Below are 17,056 nucleotides of genomic sequence, written 5' to 3'. Positions count from 1 at the left end.
AAAAAGAGAACTAAAAATATAATTTTAACATCTAAATAACATTATCATTCCACACACATTCCACTTCGCTCCTATCGTCGCTTCGTAAAAAGAGTGTTCCATTAACTGATTAGAGAAACATTAGAGAAGAAAAAAATATAGAAAAGTAATATATAACATGCGCTTTTAACCAAAGCCCATGTTGTACATAACGCAAGTACATTATAGGACAAATACAACAATTAGCATAATAGCGCTTTTGGGCGATATTTGACATAATTCTAGATCTATGACAGCTTCGGCTGTTATATATCGTTAAGAATTATGTACAAGCTCATTGTGGCATTGAAACTGAATCACGTTTACAAATATCTAACTCTTACCAGCCTCACTATTTGTATTTAAGAAAAGTTCTAGTGGAATTTTTTAGCCAAATAAACAAAGCTAGCTTTTGATTACTATTGAAAAATCGTGTAAACGACAATATTCACCTATTTTTTAACCAAAATTTTATGAGGCCGAGCTAAACATTAAAATTCTATTTTACATAAATGTTATTAATTCTAGATTAATGTCAGTAATAATTATTATTTAGAATGTTCTTCTAAAGTGGTATTAATTGATTTCTTAAAAAATAGAATACCAACTAATATTAAGATTACTACCAAAGAAATAAAGAATACACTTGTAGAAATACTTTTTATAACTGAAAACATACTAATTGTATTAACCGTAGTTTCAGTGAAATTTGGAAAACTGTTAAGCATATAGATAATTCCAATGTTTTCAATATAATCTGCAACTCCTGCGATAATAGGTAAAATACATAGATAAATAAATGGTGTATTGAGTTTGTTAATTTTCTTTAGAAAATATGCTATTACTAGTCCATATGAAATCCCAAAGAGTAATGGATATAACATATCTATAGGTATTTGTCTGGTGAGATAAGTTTCACGTCCAATGTTACCAAGAGTACTGAACAATTTATTTACATAATTAAAATCATAGCCCGTTGGCATCATATCTAATAACTTCATTCCATTGGAAAATTCCATTGTATTAGGAATGGTAACCAGTAGCATAAAAGCATAAACTAGATTAGTTAGAATGAAAAGTCCTAAAACTTTTTGTCCTGATATGTTTCTTTCTATAATTTTATTCAAAATCATCACATTTAAGATTTACAATTCGTTTATGATCTCTATTTTTTTGAACACGTTTTGACTGTTCTAATAATTGTCTTTTTAATGAAGGGAAAAAAATTGTTCGCACGATTAATCATTTTTTCACAAGGAAACATCAAGTCTTTTTTACAACTAAAATTGTTATTGGTGTTTGTATTAAATTAGCTTCACTCCTATTTATTATTGGAACTGGCGTGAAATCCATTTTAATTTTGATTATTTAGTGATTTTTTTGATTGAATCATGTGTCTTTAAGAATCCATTTTCATAAATTCCTTAATTTCAGTAATTGTTTCTTTTGCTTTTTCTTCTTGTAAAAAATGACCACAATTAAATTCTTTTACTACAGCATTTGGTAATCTATCTTTCCATTTTTGTAAGTACTCAGTTGTAATGAATTCATCTTTTGTACCCCAAAGTATTAACCAAGGTTTTGACTCCAGTTTATCTAATAAATTCCATTGTAATTGATACCAATTAGAAGATCCAACTAAGGATTTACCAATATTTAGCAATGATTGTCTAGAGGCTTTATTTGGGAAAGGGTATATGTATTGTTTATGAACTTTTTTAGACAATTTCCCCTTGTCATAAATTCCTTTTTTTAAAAGAAATTTTGGTGAAAAATTCATTGTTAAGTACAAAAAACTTCCGATTTTACTATTGACTATTTTGTCAATTTTTTGAGCATTTAAATTGTTCTTTGTTTCCCATAACCAACTATTAAAAAGAATAATTTTTTTTATTTTATTATTATTTTGAATTGCCGTTCCTAAACCTATTGGACCACCAAAGTCATGAACAACAAGTGTTATAGCAGTAAGATTCAGTTTTTCAATAAAACTGTTCAAATTATTTGAATGGGATTCTGGCCTTCCGTCAAAATTATTAGGCTTTTCAGATAATCCAAATCCAATATGGTCAATTGCTATGCATCTATATTGCTCTGACAATGAGGAAACATAATCTCTATAAAGAAATGACCAAGCTGGAGTGCCGTGAATAAATAATATAACATCCCCTTTTCCTTCATCTACATAATGCATTTTTCCTGCATCTAATTGAATATATTTATTTTCGAAAGGGTACAAAGTAGTATCTAACCATTTTTGTGAATTTGATGACAAGTTCATAGATTAACAAAATTTATGTTGTTTTTATTAGTTAGTGGTTTAAATGAAAAATTATTACTCATTAATGAGATATTTGTTAAATAGTGTTATTACGTTCTACTTTCCTTTTTTTTTAGCCAAAATTTTCTAATGCAGTCAATTCAAACTATCTATAATTAAATCCTCTATTTTTTTAAAATCCATTGAATTTGGTACGTGTTTAGAATTTTCTATCAAAATAACTTCTTCCATTGAAGGGAATATTCGTTTGGCTCTTTTAATCATTTTTTTTCCAGGAAACATGATATCTTTTTCAGCAGCAAAAATAGAGATTGGAGTTTCTATAATTTTTGCTGACAGCTTAGAAATAATTGGTAAAGGAGAAAAATCCATATTGCAATTTTGAAAAGTTGTAGCCATAAATGTTAATGCAAAGTCATCATATTCAGAAAAAAGAACATCCATTACTTTTTTAATGTATTGTTTATCATTGCTTTTTATGAATTTTTTTAATGGCATAAACATTTTAATTAAGCCTATAAAAGGGTTTCCATTAACAATATAAACTGGCGCTATTAAAAAAACATGTTTTATTAGTCTTTCATTAAACTCTAAAGTTTTTAGAGAAATAAAACCTCCAAATGAAAACCCAACTAAAGTAACCTCTTTTACTCCTAATAAAATTATAACTTCCGTTAACCATTCCCCATAATCTAGGGACTTCATATCTAATCTGTTTTCGGCACTCTTATTAGGTTGGGCAAGCACATCTATAGCATAAACACAATATTTTGAAGATAAATTAGGCAATGATTCTAAAATTAAAGGTGCGCAACCTCCTGTGCCATGAATAAGGAGTAAAGGTGGGCTTTTTGGGCTGCCTGTAATAATAACATTTGTAGCTCCAAACTTTGTTTCTACATATTCTTCGGAATATTCAATATTAAGCTCATTTAACTTTTGATTGTAAAGGGTTATGATTTTTTCTTTTCCTTCTTTTGATTTGAAAAACATATACAGTTCGTTTTTTGATTGATGATAAATTGATTGATGTTTTATAATGTATATGACGAATAATTAGTATTAATTGTTACAAATAACAACCTCTAATCTAACAATTTCTTTCTGTTAGAAAATTCCATGGTTTTGAGAATTGTAATATTATATCCTTTTAAGAATCCAATTAGAGATTTCTTTTAAAGCAATTGGCGAAAATGTTTGCTCTATTTTTCTATATTCATCCATATTCCCTATTTCGCACTCTTGAAAAAAGTGGTTTAAATTTTTTAATTCCACTATTTTATAATCTTGATTTCCACCTTTAATTAGTGCTTGCCTTATGCCCTCTTGATTTATTTTGGCATTTACTTGTGTGTCTTTACTACCATTTAATGATAATATAGGGATTTGTAATTTTTCAAATTCATCAGCTGGATTATATTGTAAAAAGTAGCGTGACCATGGCTTTAGACTTGTTTTAAGCTGACCATCTATAAATAAATTGATCTTTTCATCTGGTACATTTAATGATGTTAAAATAGGTCTTAAAAAATCATTATAATGCGTCGTCAATTCTTCTTTAATTTCTGATTCGCTTTTATTAGAGGTTACTATGGCAATAGCTTTTCTTGTATTTTTTTCATAAGCGACTTCATCTTCTATAGGAAATTGTCTTAATGTTTTAGATTGCATTACAGATAATTCTGTTCCAGATATTCCTGTAGAAGCCAGTAATACCATAAAAGCAACATCATTAGAATTGTTTGCCGCTAAAGGTGCGATAATACCGCCTTCACTATGACCAATTAAACCTATATTTTTAATATCTACATCGTTTCTGGTTTTCAAATAGTCGATTGCACTCAATACATCTTTAGAAAAATCTTCTGTTGTTGCATTTCCAAAGTCACCTGTAGATTCTCCATGACCACGATCATCAAAACGCAATACTCCAATGCCTTGTCTTGTTAAATAGTCTGATAACACTAAAAACGGTTTGTGTCCCATAAAACTTTCATCTCTATCTTGTGGACCACTTCCGCTGATTAAAATGACAACAGGGAATTTTCCATTTTTATTGGGTAATGTTAAAGTACCAGCCAACTCTATTTTTGCTTCTGTATTTTGAAAGACTACTTCTTCTTCATAATAAGGATAAGGCTTCGCAGGTTCTTGAGGTCTTCTTGAATCTGTTGTTTTTACATTTCCTCTTTTTAAGTTTAATACCAACTCTACTCCTCCTTCTTTGTAAGTGCCTTCAAATTGTTGCGTATCCTTATTAAAAACACCTTCATAACGCATTCCAACATTGGCACCGTTTATAATTAACTTTCCATCTGTAAAAGTTGTTGTTGACGGTTTTATTCCAGAAACTCTAAAAGTAGGTACACTCATAGTGGTTGAATATTTAGAATCTTCTTGTTCTATTTTAAAAACGAAGGTGATTAGTTTCTCTCCTCTTTTGGCTTCTCCGTTCCAATCTCCCAAGATATTCTGTGAATATGCACTTACTATTGATACTATAAATACGACGATTAATGTTACTACTGTTTTCATTTTTGATTGTATTTTTACTTGCCGAAAATTATTTGGCATTTAAATTTTTAAATAAATAATGTGATTTTTTTTGTTTTCTTTAGAGTAAATTTTAGGATGCTTCCGCTTGTTGTAGTGTGGTTATTAACTTATTTGTAATTCTTTTACCCTTGAACCTTTTATGAGAAGCCAAAACATAAATACTAATTCACCCAATGCGGTAAACATACTAAAGCTTGTATTGAGATCGGGATACAAAAACACTTTTAAATGGCCAACAATATAGCCTGTACCTGCAATAATTAATAACCAGCCCATTATTTTTGGAATATATTCTGCTTTTAACACCAAAAACCCTAGAAGAATTAAATAAATGCCAAATAATACCAAGCCGAAAAACCATTCGTATTTGTAGGATTTAATATAAAAAAGCATGAACTCTGAAATTTGCTGCTGAGAATTCGAAAGAAAGTAAGAAGTCCCTTTGGTTAGGGTAAATACCTTTATCAAATTAGTTACGGCAAATAGATAAACTCCTGTATATAATAATCGAAACCAAGCTGTGAGTAATGATAAGCTTTTATTTACCGGTTTTAAAAATATATAAAGTGACCAGGCTACAACAATATCTGCTACTATTGTGATAAAGATTAGAAAAATAGCCACATTAAATAAGAATAAATTATTAGTGATGTTAGACGCAGTTTCTAATGCATTATTTGGGTTTACTAAATCTGGGATTATTTTAAATTCAGCAAATGGAACCGTTAAAGTCATAATTAACAGTCCAATTCCTGCTATTGTAGCTGCTCTTGAAAATGAGATACTTTTATTCATTTTGTACTAATTTTAATAATTACATTTTGTTTTAGTGTACTTATAAGGGTTTATATTTAACTACATTTTTCTTGTTTTTGAATTGTTGTTTAGAGATTTATTCTTCCCACATTTCCCTTTCGATAGATTTATATAATTCATCAAAATTATAAGGGTAGTTTGCAAAAATGATGATGGCTCTTTTTTTGTCTGGCTCAATAATAGAAATTGTTCTTACACCAGTATCACCTCCACCATGTTCATAATATAAATTGTTATTTATTGCTTTTATAAACCAGGTATAATATCCTAAATGAGGTGTACTAACTGAGGGTATTATCATTTTTTTTGTTTCGTTATTTAAAATAAAGTTATTATCATCAGCATTTAAAAACCCTGCAATTAAAGTAGTGTAGTCTGTAATAGATGTTCTTAATTGTCCTCCAGGATAATCTGGGTATCCGTTATGACCTTTAAATATAAATTCTTTAGTTTTATTTTTAACATAGGTTTTGGCAACTAAACTAGAATCTAAATTCTTTAAAAACCAGCTTGTATTATTCATTTTCATTGGTTTGAAAATGTTTTTTTGGCAAAAATCCTCATAACTCATTCCAGATACTTGTTCAACTATATAAGCAAGTAATGCAATACCAGTGTTAGAGTATTTAAAATTCAATTTATGATTAGGTTTACTATCATAGTGGCTTTCTTTATATAAGCTTCCTCCAGAAACCAAATAATCTTTTAAATACTCTAAACTTAGTTTTGGGTCGCCTTTAGGGTTACTCCAGTGTGGTCCGTAAAACTTCACATCATCTTTAATTCCGCTTCTATGTTTAAGTAAAAGTTCTACAGTTATTTTTTCGTCAGGAAAAAATGGGTTTTCAACTTTAAAAGGTAAGTAATTATTAATATCTGCTTTTAAATCAATCTTCCCCAATTCTATCAATTTAAACACCACCATATTCGTTACTGTTTTAGAAACAGATGCGATGTGAAAAGGTGTATTTATAGTAGCCTTCTTTTTTAATTTTACATCTCTATGCCCTTTGGCACTAATATGTATAACCTTCCCAGAATCGATGACTGCAACCGCTAATGCAGGCACTTTATTTGCATTAATTTCTGCTTCAATTAGGGAGTTGATTTTTGGATGTATTTGCCCAAAACTAATAGTGGAGACAAAAAGATAGAGTAATAAAAATTTTGCTTTCATTTTTGATTGTATTTTTACTTGCCGAAAATTATTCGGCATTTAAATTTTAAAATAAATAATGTGATTTTTTTTGTTTTCTTTGATGTGAATTATAGAATGTTTCCGGCTGCTTTAGCTTGAGCATCCTTACGACGACCTATATATGCACCAATGAACATTCCTATACAAATTCCGAAAGAAATACCCAAAGACTTTTCAAAACGCTCACCCATAATCACTCCAAAAGCAACTCCAAATAGCATTCCTAAACTTACACTCAATTTTGTATAGTAACCTTCAGTCGTTAAGGAAAATGTATCTTTTAAATAGTTTTTAAATTGCGTTAGCGCTTTTTTGAAGAACTTTTTTCTGTTATCAGGATTTGATTTTAAATTTAAATTACCGAGCTCTACTTCTATAGATTGAAATTCATCAGTGGTGAACTCTCTATTTTCTAATTTTTTAAGAATATCAATGAATTGGTTATAAACCTTGATTTCCGATTTTTTAGTTGTTTTTGTTTTTAAACTTTTAAAATAGTTATAAGCTTCTTGTAGTGTCATAATAATTGGTGTTTTCTTGGTTAGTGGCTCAAGTCAAAAAATATTACACCCAAAATTTATTTATTTTAAAAAAAGCTTCATTTACAAACGTTTAACTTCTTAAACTTTCAATATCAGTTATCAATTCTTCTAGTTTTTTGAAAACTCTTCCATAAATTAGGTTTAAATCCCATTTGTAAATTCGACCTCCAAAAGATGCCAATAAAGCTAAAATGAATACGACGACAACGATGCCTATTAGTGGGATTCCAAATACTAAATAAATATCAGGAAAGCCATAAAGAATTTCCCCTACAAGTCTTTCTCCCAAAGGCATACCTTCTGCATCTTTAAACCAAAAGCCTAAAATCATTGACATAAATATAATTGGGTATAAAAATCTTGATATTTTCTTATTAATAGCTATCTGCTTTTTTATCCATTGATTAAATGCCTTTAAGTATTGATAACTACTGACACCCATATCTAATTTCTCTAAATCATTTAATAACGACTTATTAATAATAACAAGCACTGAAAGCGTAACAAAAAATATAATACCTGTTATTGGTATGCCTACAAAAAATGAGACCACTAAAAAAGCAAATGAGAATGCTACAATTGCAATCAAATTTATTTTAAACATGCGTTTAAATTTATCAATAATATGAATTGATTTTTGGTTGTATAGGTCGTTTATTTTAGGAACGACTAATGCGTCGCTCTTAAGAAAACCTTCTTTCCAAATATTTTCAATTGATCTTTCCATCTAATATTTTTTTTAATCTAATTTTAATTCTCTTAACGCGTACACCAATATTATTAGGATTTGTTCCTATAATTTCAGCAATTTCCTTTTGCGATTTTTCTTCTAAATACAGCATAATGATTGCTCTATCTATTTCAGATAGTTTTCTAATAGCATCGTATAATAGATTTAGAGATTCGTCAGAAAAAGCATAATTATCTTCGGTTTCTTCAACTGTTATTGAATCTGATACGAAGTGCTGAACATTATTTTTCTTTTTCTTAAGTAAGGTTAAACACACGTTTAACGAAATTCTGTACACCCAAGTACTCCATTGAGATTCTTCGCGAAAATTGGCTTTACTCCTCCAAATTTGCAAACATACTTCTTGGTAATAATCTTCAAAATCTTGTTGTGAGTTGGTATAAGCTCTACATAATTTAATGATTATTCCTGCAAAGGGCAATATGGATGTTTTATAAAAATCGCTACTCAAAAGTGGTGTTTTTATTAGTTAGTGGCTCAAATGAAAAATTATTACACACCAATGCGAAATTTTTGGAATAGTGTAATTATTTTTAGATGTCACCCAGTTCCTTTTTTTTAATTAAGAGGAGACTTTGAATAAATCACTGGCATCTGTCCTTTCCATTTTGACCATAAGGTATCATCTTTAATAAGACTAGCCATAAAATGACCAACATTTATACGACTCACTTTGCCTGCGTTAAATATAGCACTTCTTGTTGGCGAGGGATGTATTTCATAATCGGATACGTTTTCCTCATTAATCAATCCGTCTGGTCTTACCGCAACCCATTCTATAGCGGTATTGTTTTGACCAATTTGTGTTCTTAAATAATCTGCTGCTTTTTCATTATCTACATGCGGTGGCAATAGTAAACGAAGCAACCCAATAACACATTTTTGAGCAAATGAAATCGGTTCGTTTAAATCGCGATTACGATTTCCTGTGGTGTTCATTAAAACAAACTTTGTTGAATTTTGAAGATGATTAGATATTATAGCATTGCATAATCGACGCGTAGCATCTGTCACTAATTTTCTAGGTTGTCCATAAATGCCTTTCCAAGACATATTATGGCCAAGACAAGACGCAACTGCATTGCAATCGCTGACAATCTCGCGCATTTCGCTATCACTTAATTCTAATACACTTGCTGAGATAATTTGAATATTGTCATTATTTTTCCAGGATTCTGTTAACTTTTCTGGTGATCTTACAATGACTTTTACCTTGTGCTTTTGAACTAAAAGTTGCTCTACTAATTTACTTCCTGTTGCACCACTGGCACCTACTACTAAAACTGTCATACTGATTTTGATTGATTGATATACTCTTAAGACGATAAATTAAAACGATTGTTTCACTTCATTTTATAAATTCTTTGCTTTACGTAAGATTTTAATAACACGACTATGTGTTATTTCTAACAAATTCCATTGGTAGCCTTCAAAATCTGTGGTGTTCATAAATTGAATCACAACAGCATCTATATCTTTATGATATTCTGCCATACATTGGTAACCTGGAGCTAATCCTCCATGATTAAATTCATAAATAGACGCATAGATTTCCATTTCGTCTTTATTAAGTAATGATCCATCATTTAAAGCTCTTAAAAAGATCCCAACATCTTCTGCTGTAGCGATCATCATTCCATTATTCTCGTTTTTGAAGTCCTTTTCAGTGCCAACATAGTAACCGCTCATTACATCGTCTAGATTGACTTCGCTTAGAGAACCAAACGTATTCTTCAGTCCAAGTGGTATTAAAATTTCCTCCTTAAAGTATTGTTGACGACTATCTCCTGTAACCTTCTCTATGATTCTGGAAAGCAACAAATAATTGGTGTTTGAATACCCATAATCTTTGTTTGGCTCAAAGTCTGCCGGTAAATCAAGTGCATATTGAAGCACATCTATATTGGTATTGGGTTGGTTTTTCCAAAAGTCTGGATTGTCCGTGAAATTAGGAATACCACTTCGGTGTTGTACCATCATTCTCAACGTAATTTTATCTGCGTTTTCAATTCTTCCAACCAATTCTGGAAAGTAATCAGCTAGCGTTTTATCTAAAGACAAACGATTGTCATTCGCTAATTTGGTGATCGCAACGGCAACATATAGCTTGCTTATACTTGCGATTTTGAATAAAGCATTAGGATTAGCAGGTATTTTAAGTTCGCGGTTATGATAACCTGCTGTATAAAACGCTGGTGGTTTTCCTGCTTCATCTACATATACAATAACTCCATCAAAACCATAACTTAATGATTGTTCTACTTGTTCCTGAACCGTATCTGGCAATGGCACAATCCATGCCTTTACTAATATCCAAGGCACAAACCATAAGGAAATGATAGTCCCAACGAATAAAGCTATTCTAAGAATTTGTTTTCCTTTAGTGGTTTTTCGTTTGGCTTTCTTCATTATTCTACAATTATTTAGATTCACTTATTGACAAATGTAATTCAGGTTTTAATAAAAATAAATTGATAAATACTGAACTGTAAAATATTAAGGATGAATTGGTTTTGTATGTTTAGACTCATTATTTTGAAACACGCGATTTATACGACTTTTGGGTTTTGTATTGCTTTCTGAATTCTGGATCAGTTACAACATTATATTGGTATTTTATTAGGGCTGACCCGAATTAGATACGGCTTATATACGGCTCATATACGGATTAGACCCGAAGGAACTACGGGTGAACCTCATATTTGCTATGACAATATATTGCTATTGCACCCACGCTATTACTGGCTTTAAGCGCTGTTAGTTGGCCTGCATTCTATTTTACATAATATTATGTGGCATTGTTTTTATTTTTATGAGCTTAGATTATGGCTATACATTGCATGGCTTGTGGTGTTTGGTATACTTGGTAAGATTGATGTTGTTGTTTTAGATATGCGATGCCTAACCATACTGTAATGGCCACATCTGTTGGAATGCCACTTGGTGTTAACGTGTGCCATTGCATACTGATATTGTGGTGAGTTGTATGTAGTTCTAATGGTTGACTTTTTATGGTGCCTCCTAAAGTGTTATGTTCTAGATGTGTGGGTTTATACGTTTTTATTTTGGCATGCCATTGCCATTTAGATACACAACTGATGGCTGCTGAAAGCTGATAATGTGTGGCTTTTTTGGGAACTTTATGATGTTGGTTTGCTGTGCTTTGTGGACACTTTATTGTAATTACAGTCCGTTGTGTATTGGCTGAAACTTTCGTATTTGAGTTGTGTAATTGGTGGAACGCTAAGTCACTATTAAGTTGAAAGCCTATGAGGTCTGAAGGGCTATTGAATAGATTGGCTTCTCTTTCTCCTAAGGGACCACTACCCTTTTGAATAATTTTACGGCAACAGCCCGTTAAACGGCTCGCCATATAGTTGTGTTTGAACTGATTGGCTTTGTCTGCTAAACCTTTTCTGATGGCTTTTGAAAGTTTTGATGCCGCTGCAAATTCCTGATTATTGTGCTTAACGTTTACAAAGGCTGGATCGTTGTTGATGCGTTCTTTTGATGGCCCAACAGCTTTGCGTACAATGTATTGGCCATTGAGTTGGTAAAAGCATTTTCCATTTAAGGTGCCTACGAGTTTTAGGATGCCTTTTTGTCTGGACATTTGGTTTTTAGCTGGTTACAGCTTACAAATTAGTAAAAAAAGTTTTTTTATTGGTGTTAATTTATTTATAATTAAGGTTTTAGGTGTGTATTTGTAAAATATTTTTTTTTATCTTTTGTCTTGAAACAAAAGACATCGAAGATTCAGGAACACTTAAAACAATATTAACGCGTGAGCTAAACAAAAATTCAAGGCGGCATATAATTTTGGAGACGATTACGGCTCTTTTCGCTATATTTTAAGAAACATGGGAACTCCTTAAGATTGCTTTGAAATCCTATGAAAGACTAAAACTTTTAAGCGTATGTATTACTAGTCCCTTAAAATATGGACGCTGCACTCACCTATCGTTTTCGCCAAAATGATATGAGGCCAGGCTAAGCATTGGAAATTTACAGTGTATATGGATCATTGAGCTGGTAAAAGCATTTTCCATTTAAGGTGCCTACGAGTTTTAGGATGCCTTTTTGTCTGGATATTTGGTTTTGAGCTGGTTACGGTTTACAAATTAGTAAAAAAAGTTGGTAGTTACTATTGGATCTGTTTTCCGTTTAGATAGTAGTGGATCTTCATTTCCGTTACACTTTTTAATCCTTCGCCTGCAAAGCACAATGATAAAGATTGATTATAGAAACGTTCCAATCTTTCTTGAGATTCATCTGATTGAATTAGGATGTATGAATGAACAGTATCAATATAACGCACCATTTCTGTAGAATCTATAGCTTCTTGTCTAAAATCAATCTGGTTTTCTACACGATAATCTGTAAAATCCAAATTCATCATAGCACTCACTAAAGTTGTCTGTGACGTTAAACAAAGTGCTGTTCCGAGTGTGAAATATTCAAGTGAAGTCGGAGCTAGAGTTTTATCATTTTCATTAATAAATTCATCTGCGTAGATTTCCCATGTTTCTCCTGAAGGTGTTGAAATAGTTACTTTATTTAGATATGGTCTTTCGTTGTTATCAACTGATTCGGAAATAGCAAATATTTCAAATTCTAAATTATCCATAGTACTTAACATATTAAATATGCCTTCATTTTTTGGTGCTTTTAATTCTAAATATTTTGGTTTTGTAGGGATATGAGTCACAGATGTTAATAAGAAATCTCCATCTAGAGATATTTCTGAGTTAGATGTACCAGGTGATGCCTTATAGGTGTCAAAGTTATTTCCATTGATAATTAGGTGTGGTTCTATAACGGTTTTATTCCTTAATGCATTTCCAGCTGTCCATGTATTAAGCGCAACTTCAATAATCGTTTGAATTGTTTCTTCCTCTATATCGCTATCTATGTTAATGTTAGCCGTTGATACATCTAAGAATCCTGCACCTTTAATTGACGACATTTTATTCCAACGAAATGTATTGGATACTTCTACTGTTATATTATCTAGCGCTACACCTTTCCCATTCGCTGCTTTCACGATTTGAGTATGAAGATTTGAAGCTAAGCCTGCAGTATAATAACTCAGTGGTGAAGGTCCGAACGGATATTCTCCTTCAGCTGCACCTTCATCTGCAAGTACCTGCCAACCTGTATCATCAGCAACATCTAAAGTTTGAACCATGCCTTTTTTTAGCATCTTTGATTTTTCATTTTTTACCATTTCTGTGATTGCCACTATATAGCTATCATTATTACTCAGAATAGTATCAACCACACTAGGTATAAAAGATGTTGGTGCTAATGCTTTATCATTACGTTCAATGACTTGATATTCTTGATAGTTATCATAACTTTCTCCATGCACCATCATGAATGTGATCATATTTCTCTGCTCACTAGGCATAGAGAACCAAATTATAGCAGCTACTGAAGCTAGTATAACTACAACAGCCGTAAAAGCTATTGCTATTTTAGATTTCTTTTTCATATTTATATTTTTTTAAATGATGATTTTAAATCTCATTATAAAAATACTTGAGAATCTATTGGAACGAAATGATTCAAGTCATTAAGCCTGATTATTTATATCTTGTTTTCAGTGTAATTAAAACCACTTTTCCACCAAATTGAGACTGTAATTGATAGTTGCTATTTTGACGAATAACATTTAGAAATGTTTTAACTTCTGACATTTCTGCATTATCAACATAGATAAAGGTATTGCTATGAAAGTTAGATTCAAGCATTTGAAATAGCGGTAAGTATAAATCTTTCCAACCATCTAATAACAATAAGTCAATGGGTTCATCATGATTTTTTAAGGTTTCCATAGCGTCTCCTACTCTTACTTCAATAAGATCACTCACTCCTGCCCTTTCAAAGTTTTCTATTGCCTTTTTGGCTTTTGAGTCAATTAATTCTGTGGTAATTATATGGCCACCAGTTTCAATGACACCTTGCGCTAAAAACAGTGTTGAAATACCAAAAGAGGTTCCGAATTCGACACTATTTTTGAGTTTATTGTCTGTAATTAGTTTTATTAAACTTTCCCCTTGCTCTTTTGAAATAGACAGATATGCATCTTTAAAATCTAAAGGCTGCATGGCTCTGAACACGCTTTTTGCTGCACCTTTCATCATTTTTAGCATATCGTATTTTGAATCTTCAAAGAGTTCGCTTATGGTGGTTTTTATTTGATTTTGTTGTGAGGTTATCATATTTTCTATTCTAAAAAAGAAGGAATATCAAAATATTATTGATACTCCTTCATGCTATTAATCACTATTTAATTAAAAAACTATTCAGCTATTTCTAAATGATCAATAATTCCGCTCTTAAACACGGTTTTTAATGGTCTTTCAGGCTTGTTTTCATAACCAATTATAATAGAACTGTGTACTATCATTTTATCAAAATCGAAGACAATGGTTAAATAATCTTTAATGCCTGTTTCATGCCAATTGATTAGATAAAGATTATCATCCATTTTAGTGGAACGATATGGAATATCTTCGTTTCCGCGTCCTTTAGCTGGACCAGCAATCCATTCATATTTTGCTTTACCATTGTGAAATTCCATGTGTATGGCTTTGCCATCTTGATATTGGAAGTTTAATGTATATCCATCTAAAAGGTGTTCTGCTTCTCCAAATTGAAATTTGTTTGCTTCCGTTGTTTTGGTTTGTGAAAAACCTAAGCAAAATGTTACAAGGCTAAAAAAAGTGATTAGTTTAAGTTTCATTTCTATTGTTTTTAAAAGTTAAATTTTATGTTCATATTTTTCTATTCATCTTTTGAACAAGTCGAAGAACAAAGTTTTTTAGAACCAATCTGCTCCTGGATCTCCTGGGAAAAAGGCGTCTGGTAATGATAAATATAGTCCACCGTCTAAATAGGTTGGATATAACACTTCTAGTTCGTTTATTACTTCTTGCTGTGTTGTAGCTGTATCACCACCAGTAATGGTTTGAGTGCCTTTTATAATGCCTTGCGCATTTTGTAAATAATCAATATTTTCATTGATTACAGTGCTTACATCAGAGCGAGAACCATTATGACCTACAAAAAGATGATTGTAACTTGCAAAGTTTGCTTTCAATACATTTAGACCAGCGATCCAATTATCGATTTCATCATCTCCATTATTTGGTGTGTATTCTCTTAAATACGGATGCGATAGGTTATAAATAAGATCTCCTGCAAACAGAACTTTATGTTCTTCATTATAAATATAACCGTTTTCTCCTGTTTCGGCGTTAGATACTTTGTCAAAAACAAATGTTAAACCTCCTATTTCTTGAGCACCAGTCACTCCAATTACGCTATTAGGATAGATACTGGTAAAGTCTGCTGTATTGTTTAATTGTGCAGCAACTGTGCTTTCTGCATAAACATCTAAATCTGTGAAATTTGTAGCACCACCATAATGATCTCCATGATTATGGGTTATAATAACTGCACCTGGCTTATTAATAACATCTACATAAGCTTCTAGTTCGTTTGCGAAAAAAGGTGCAGGTCCTAAATCTACCAAAACAACATTGTTTTCTGTCTCTACAATGGTTACTGTGTAAGGTGCCGTATCAAAATTGATAGTGTGGTATCTTACGGTGTTTTCTGTAATTACATTTACAGAACCCGTAGTTATAATGGCACTTGAAGGTGCGCTTCCAAAATCAATAACTTGTTGTGTATTTGAATCATCATCATTACTACAAGAGAACACTGCGAAAGCCAACATAATAATGGCTATAAATTTTAATTTAAAATACTTCATCATTTTTATTTTTTATGTTAATTATTAATACTGCAAAGATGTAGCAATGCTTCAGTATTAAGATTATCAAAATGATGATAAAAATGGTAAAAGTGTAACCGAGTGTTATTTTAGTTCTCTAAATTTGAGTGGTGTAAATGTTGTTTTTTTCCTAAAAAACCGCACCATATTAGCAGGCTCTTCAAATCCTGTTTTATAACTTATTTCTTTAACAGATAGTGACGTTGTTACCAAATAGCGTTTAATTTCAATAGTTACAAAATCATCAATAAAAGCTTTTACCGTTTTGCCCGTTAAGGTCTTTACAATATCATTTAAAAACTTATATGAGATAAATAATTTAGAAGCATAATCTCTTGAATTTCTAGTGTTTGCATATTCCATCTCTAGCATATCTTTAAATGCTGTAAATTTTTCTAACCACTGTAAATTGACGTCTTTAACAGACTGATTTTCTTTAGCTCTCTCTGCTTTGAGTAGTAATACATGTAGTAGATTACTTAAGATCTCTGATTTGCGAAAATCATTAGCAAACGTGTATTCATTACGTAGATTATTTGCTATACTTATAAGGTTATCATTGTCCATTTCTTTTTGATGGATCACTGGTGCTTCAATATGGTAATTAAATAACCGGTTTAGATTGAGGTTACTTAACAAGTAATGCGATTTGTCTACAAATGCACTATTGAAAACAATACAATAGCCATCCGCATTTTTTAATTCTTTGGTAAAATGATGTATCTGATTTTTAGCAATAAATATAGAACTTCCTTCAACTAGCGTATAAGATTTAAAATCGACAACATGAGAATACGAGTTTTTAGTTACAATTAGAATAAGATGAAATAAGATTCTATGTGAAGAAAAGGGATCGTGCGAAGACTTACTTAACTTGTTGTAAGTTTCGGCAAAAGTCATTACTTCAATATCTAATTCAATGTTTGATTCATAGGCTATTTTAGGTAAATCATGTGTCATACTGCAAATGTATGAAATTAACATATTCACTTCCGTTCTACAGAGGCTATACTTCACTCCTATGTAGAGGGCTTTTAATGTTTTATTGTGGAATGGTTGGGATACTCCAACTGGCGATTGGTGTCTAAAT

The 17,056-nt window shown here is 31.3% G+C and carries 17 protein-coding genes; all 17 read right to left on the bottom strand.

Translation table 11 applies throughout. The annotated features are described in order from the left end of the window. Positions 1 to 566: 566 nt before the first annotated feature. The 17 genes from DFQ10_RS06450 to DFQ10_RS06370 all read right to left on the bottom strand — a co-directional run bounded on the left by DFQ10_RS06450 (position 567) and on the right by DFQ10_RS06370 (position 16,926). Positions 567 to 1,145: a hypothetical protein gene (locus DFQ10_RS06450; RefSeq protein WP_394347242.1), complete on the bottom strand. Its 579-nt coding sequence runs from the start codon at positions 1,143 to 1,145 to the stop codon at positions 567 to 569. Between the two features lie 272 nt (positions 1,146 to 1,417). After that, the gene (locus DFQ10_RS06445) at positions 1,418 to 2,299 is read right to left on the bottom strand and encodes an alpha/beta fold hydrolase (RefSeq protein ID WP_115816585.1); all 882 of its coding nucleotides are present in this window, start codon (positions 2,297 to 2,299) and stop codon (positions 1,418 to 1,420) included. Positions 2,300 to 2,434: 135 nt separating this feature from the next. Beyond that, positions 2,435 to 3,292, bottom strand: coding sequence for an alpha/beta fold hydrolase (locus DFQ10_RS06440; RefSeq protein WP_115816584.1), 858 nt, complete (start codon positions 3,290 to 3,292; stop codon positions 2,435 to 2,437). Positions 3,293 to 3,439: 147 nt separating this feature from the next. Further along, positions 3,440 to 4,834, bottom strand: a complete 1,395-nt coding sequence (locus DFQ10_RS06435; protein WP_181897596.1) for an alpha/beta hydrolase family protein — start codon at positions 4,832 to 4,834, stop codon at positions 3,440 to 3,442. 123 nt (positions 4,835 to 4,957) lie between these two features. Beyond that, positions 4,958 to 5,650 (bottom strand): DUF4386 domain-containing protein, encoded by a 693-nt coding sequence (locus DFQ10_RS06430; protein WP_115816582.1) that lies wholly within the window; start codon positions 5,648 to 5,650, stop codon positions 4,958 to 4,960. A 97-nt stretch (positions 5,651 to 5,747) separates the two neighbouring features. After that, complete coding sequence (locus DFQ10_RS06425) at positions 5,748 to 6,848, bottom strand: serine hydrolase domain-containing protein (protein ID WP_181897595.1); 1,101 nt, start codon at positions 6,846 to 6,848, stop codon at positions 5,748 to 5,750. A gap of 89 nt (positions 6,849 to 6,937) precedes the next feature. Further along, positions 6,938 to 7,390: a hypothetical protein gene (locus DFQ10_RS06420; RefSeq protein WP_115816580.1), complete on the bottom strand. Its 453-nt coding sequence runs from the start codon at positions 7,388 to 7,390 to the stop codon at positions 6,938 to 6,940. A 91-nt stretch (positions 7,391 to 7,481) separates the two neighbouring features. After that, complete coding sequence (locus DFQ10_RS06415; protein ID WP_115816579.1) at positions 7,482 to 8,138, bottom strand: hypothetical protein; 657 nt, start codon at positions 8,136 to 8,138, stop codon at positions 7,482 to 7,484. Next, on the bottom strand, positions 8,122 to 8,613 hold the full coding sequence (locus tag DFQ10_RS06410) for an RNA polymerase sigma factor (RefSeq protein WP_115816578.1): 492 nt from the start codon (positions 8,611 to 8,613) through the stop codon (positions 8,122 to 8,124). Before DFQ10_RS06410 ends, DFQ10_RS06415 begins: the two co-directional genes overlap by 17 nt. A 107-nt stretch (positions 8,614 to 8,720) precedes the next feature. Further along, on the bottom strand, positions 8,721 to 9,452 hold the full coding sequence (locus DFQ10_RS06405) for an NAD(P)-dependent oxidoreductase (protein ID WP_115816577.1): 732 nt from the start codon (positions 9,450 to 9,452) through the stop codon (positions 8,721 to 8,723). A 63-nt stretch (positions 9,453 to 9,515) separates the two neighbouring features. Continuing rightward, a complete protein-coding gene (locus DFQ10_RS06400) occupies positions 9,516 to 10,571 on the bottom strand; it encodes a serine hydrolase domain-containing protein (protein WP_115816576.1) in 1,056 nt (351 codons plus the stop codon). Positions 10,572 to 10,980: 409 nt separating this feature from the next. After that, positions 10,981 to 11,775 (bottom strand): hypothetical protein, encoded by a 795-nt coding sequence (locus tag DFQ10_RS06395; protein WP_115816575.1) that lies wholly within the window; start codon positions 11,773 to 11,775, stop codon positions 10,981 to 10,983. Between the two features lie 531 nt (positions 11,776 to 12,306). Next, complete coding sequence (locus DFQ10_RS06390) at positions 12,307 to 13,656, bottom strand: OsmC family protein (RefSeq protein ID WP_115816574.1); 1,350 nt, start codon at positions 13,654 to 13,656, stop codon at positions 12,307 to 12,309. A 91-nt stretch (positions 13,657 to 13,747) separates the two neighbouring features. Continuing rightward, positions 13,748 to 14,386 (bottom strand): O-methyltransferase, encoded by a 639-nt coding sequence (locus tag DFQ10_RS06385; RefSeq protein WP_115816573.1) that lies wholly within the window; start codon positions 14,384 to 14,386, stop codon positions 13,748 to 13,750. A gap of 80 nt (positions 14,387 to 14,466) precedes the next feature. Beyond that, positions 14,467 to 14,910, bottom strand: a complete 444-nt coding sequence (locus DFQ10_RS06380) for a MoaF-related domain-containing protein (protein WP_115816572.1) — start codon at positions 14,908 to 14,910, stop codon at positions 14,467 to 14,469. A 78-nt stretch (positions 14,911 to 14,988) separates the two neighbouring features. After that, positions 14,989 to 15,948 carry an MBL fold metallo-hydrolase gene (locus DFQ10_RS06375; protein WP_115816571.1) on the bottom strand — a complete coding sequence of 320 codons (960 nt, stop codon included), beginning with the start codon at positions 15,946 to 15,948 and terminating at the stop codon, positions 14,989 to 14,991. A 102-nt stretch (positions 15,949 to 16,050) separates the two neighbouring features. Further along, a complete protein-coding gene (locus DFQ10_RS06370) occupies positions 16,051 to 16,926 on the bottom strand; it encodes an AraC family transcriptional regulator (RefSeq protein ID WP_115816570.1) in 876 nt (291 codons plus the stop codon). Positions 16,927 to 17,056: the final 130 nt, after the last annotated feature.

It is taken from the genome of Winogradskyella eximia, from assembly GCF_003386165.1.
GTDB lineage: Bacteria > Bacteroidota > Bacteroidia > Flavobacteriales > Flavobacteriaceae > Winogradskyella > Winogradskyella eximia.
This window is presented reverse-complemented; position numbering and strand designations above follow the sequence as displayed.

What these genes read in the sequence shown, in the direction of transcription:
- DFQ10_RS06425 (WP_181897595.1), bottom strand. Translation starts at nt 6,848, where the DNA reads ATGAAAGCAAAATTTTTATTACTCTATCTTTTTGTCTCCACTATTAGT.
- DFQ10_RS06420 (WP_115816580.1), bottom strand. Translation starts at nt 7,390, where the DNA reads ATGACACTACAAGAAGCTTATAACTATTTTAAAAGTTTAAAAACAAAA.
- DFQ10_RS06405 (WP_115816577.1), bottom strand. Translation starts at nt 9,452, where the DNA reads ATGACAGTTTTAGTAGTAGGTGCCAGTGGTGCAACAGGAAGTAAATTA.
- DFQ10_RS06400 (WP_115816576.1), bottom strand. Translation starts at nt 10,571, where the DNA reads ATGAAGAAAGCCAAACGAAAAACCACTAAAGGAAAACAAATTCTTAGA.
- DFQ10_RS06415 (WP_115816579.1), bottom strand. Translation starts at nt 8,138, where the DNA reads ATGGAAAGATCAATTGAAAATATTTGGAAAGAAGGTTTTCTTAAGAGC.
- DFQ10_RS06370 (WP_115816570.1), bottom strand. Translation starts at nt 16,926, where the DNA reads ATGACACATGATTTACCTAAAATAGCCTATGAATCAAACATTGAATTA.
- DFQ10_RS06385 (WP_115816573.1), bottom strand. Translation starts at nt 14,386, where the DNA reads ATGATAACCTCACAACAAAATCAAATAAAAACCACCATAAGCGAACTC.
- DFQ10_RS06375 (WP_115816571.1), bottom strand. Translation starts at nt 15,948, where the DNA reads ATGATGAAGTATTTTAAATTAAAATTTATAGCCATTATTATGTTGGCT.
- DFQ10_RS06440 (WP_115816584.1), bottom strand. Translation starts at nt 3,292, where the DNA reads ATGTTTTTCAAATCAAAAGAAGGAAAAGAAAAAATCATAACCCTTTAC.
- DFQ10_RS06445 (WP_115816585.1), bottom strand. Translation starts at nt 2,299, where the DNA reads ATGAACTTGTCATCAAATTCACAAAAATGGTTAGATACTACTTTGTAC.
- DFQ10_RS06390 (WP_115816574.1), bottom strand. Translation starts at nt 13,656, where the DNA reads ATGAAAAAGAAATCTAAAATAGCAATAGCTTTTACGGCTGTTGTAGTT.
- DFQ10_RS06395 (WP_115816575.1), bottom strand. Translation starts at nt 11,775, where the DNA reads ATGTCCAGACAAAAAGGCATCCTAAAACTCGTAGGCACCTTAAATGGA.
- DFQ10_RS06435 (WP_181897596.1), bottom strand. Translation starts at nt 4,834, where the DNA reads ATGAAAACAGTAGTAACATTAATCGTCGTATTTATAGTATCAATAGTA.
- DFQ10_RS06380 (WP_115816572.1), bottom strand. Translation starts at nt 14,910, where the DNA reads ATGAAACTTAAACTAATCACTTTTTTTAGCCTTGTAACATTTTGCTTA.
- DFQ10_RS06430 (WP_115816582.1), bottom strand. Translation starts at nt 5,650, where the DNA reads ATGAATAAAAGTATCTCATTTTCAAGAGCAGCTACAATAGCAGGAATT.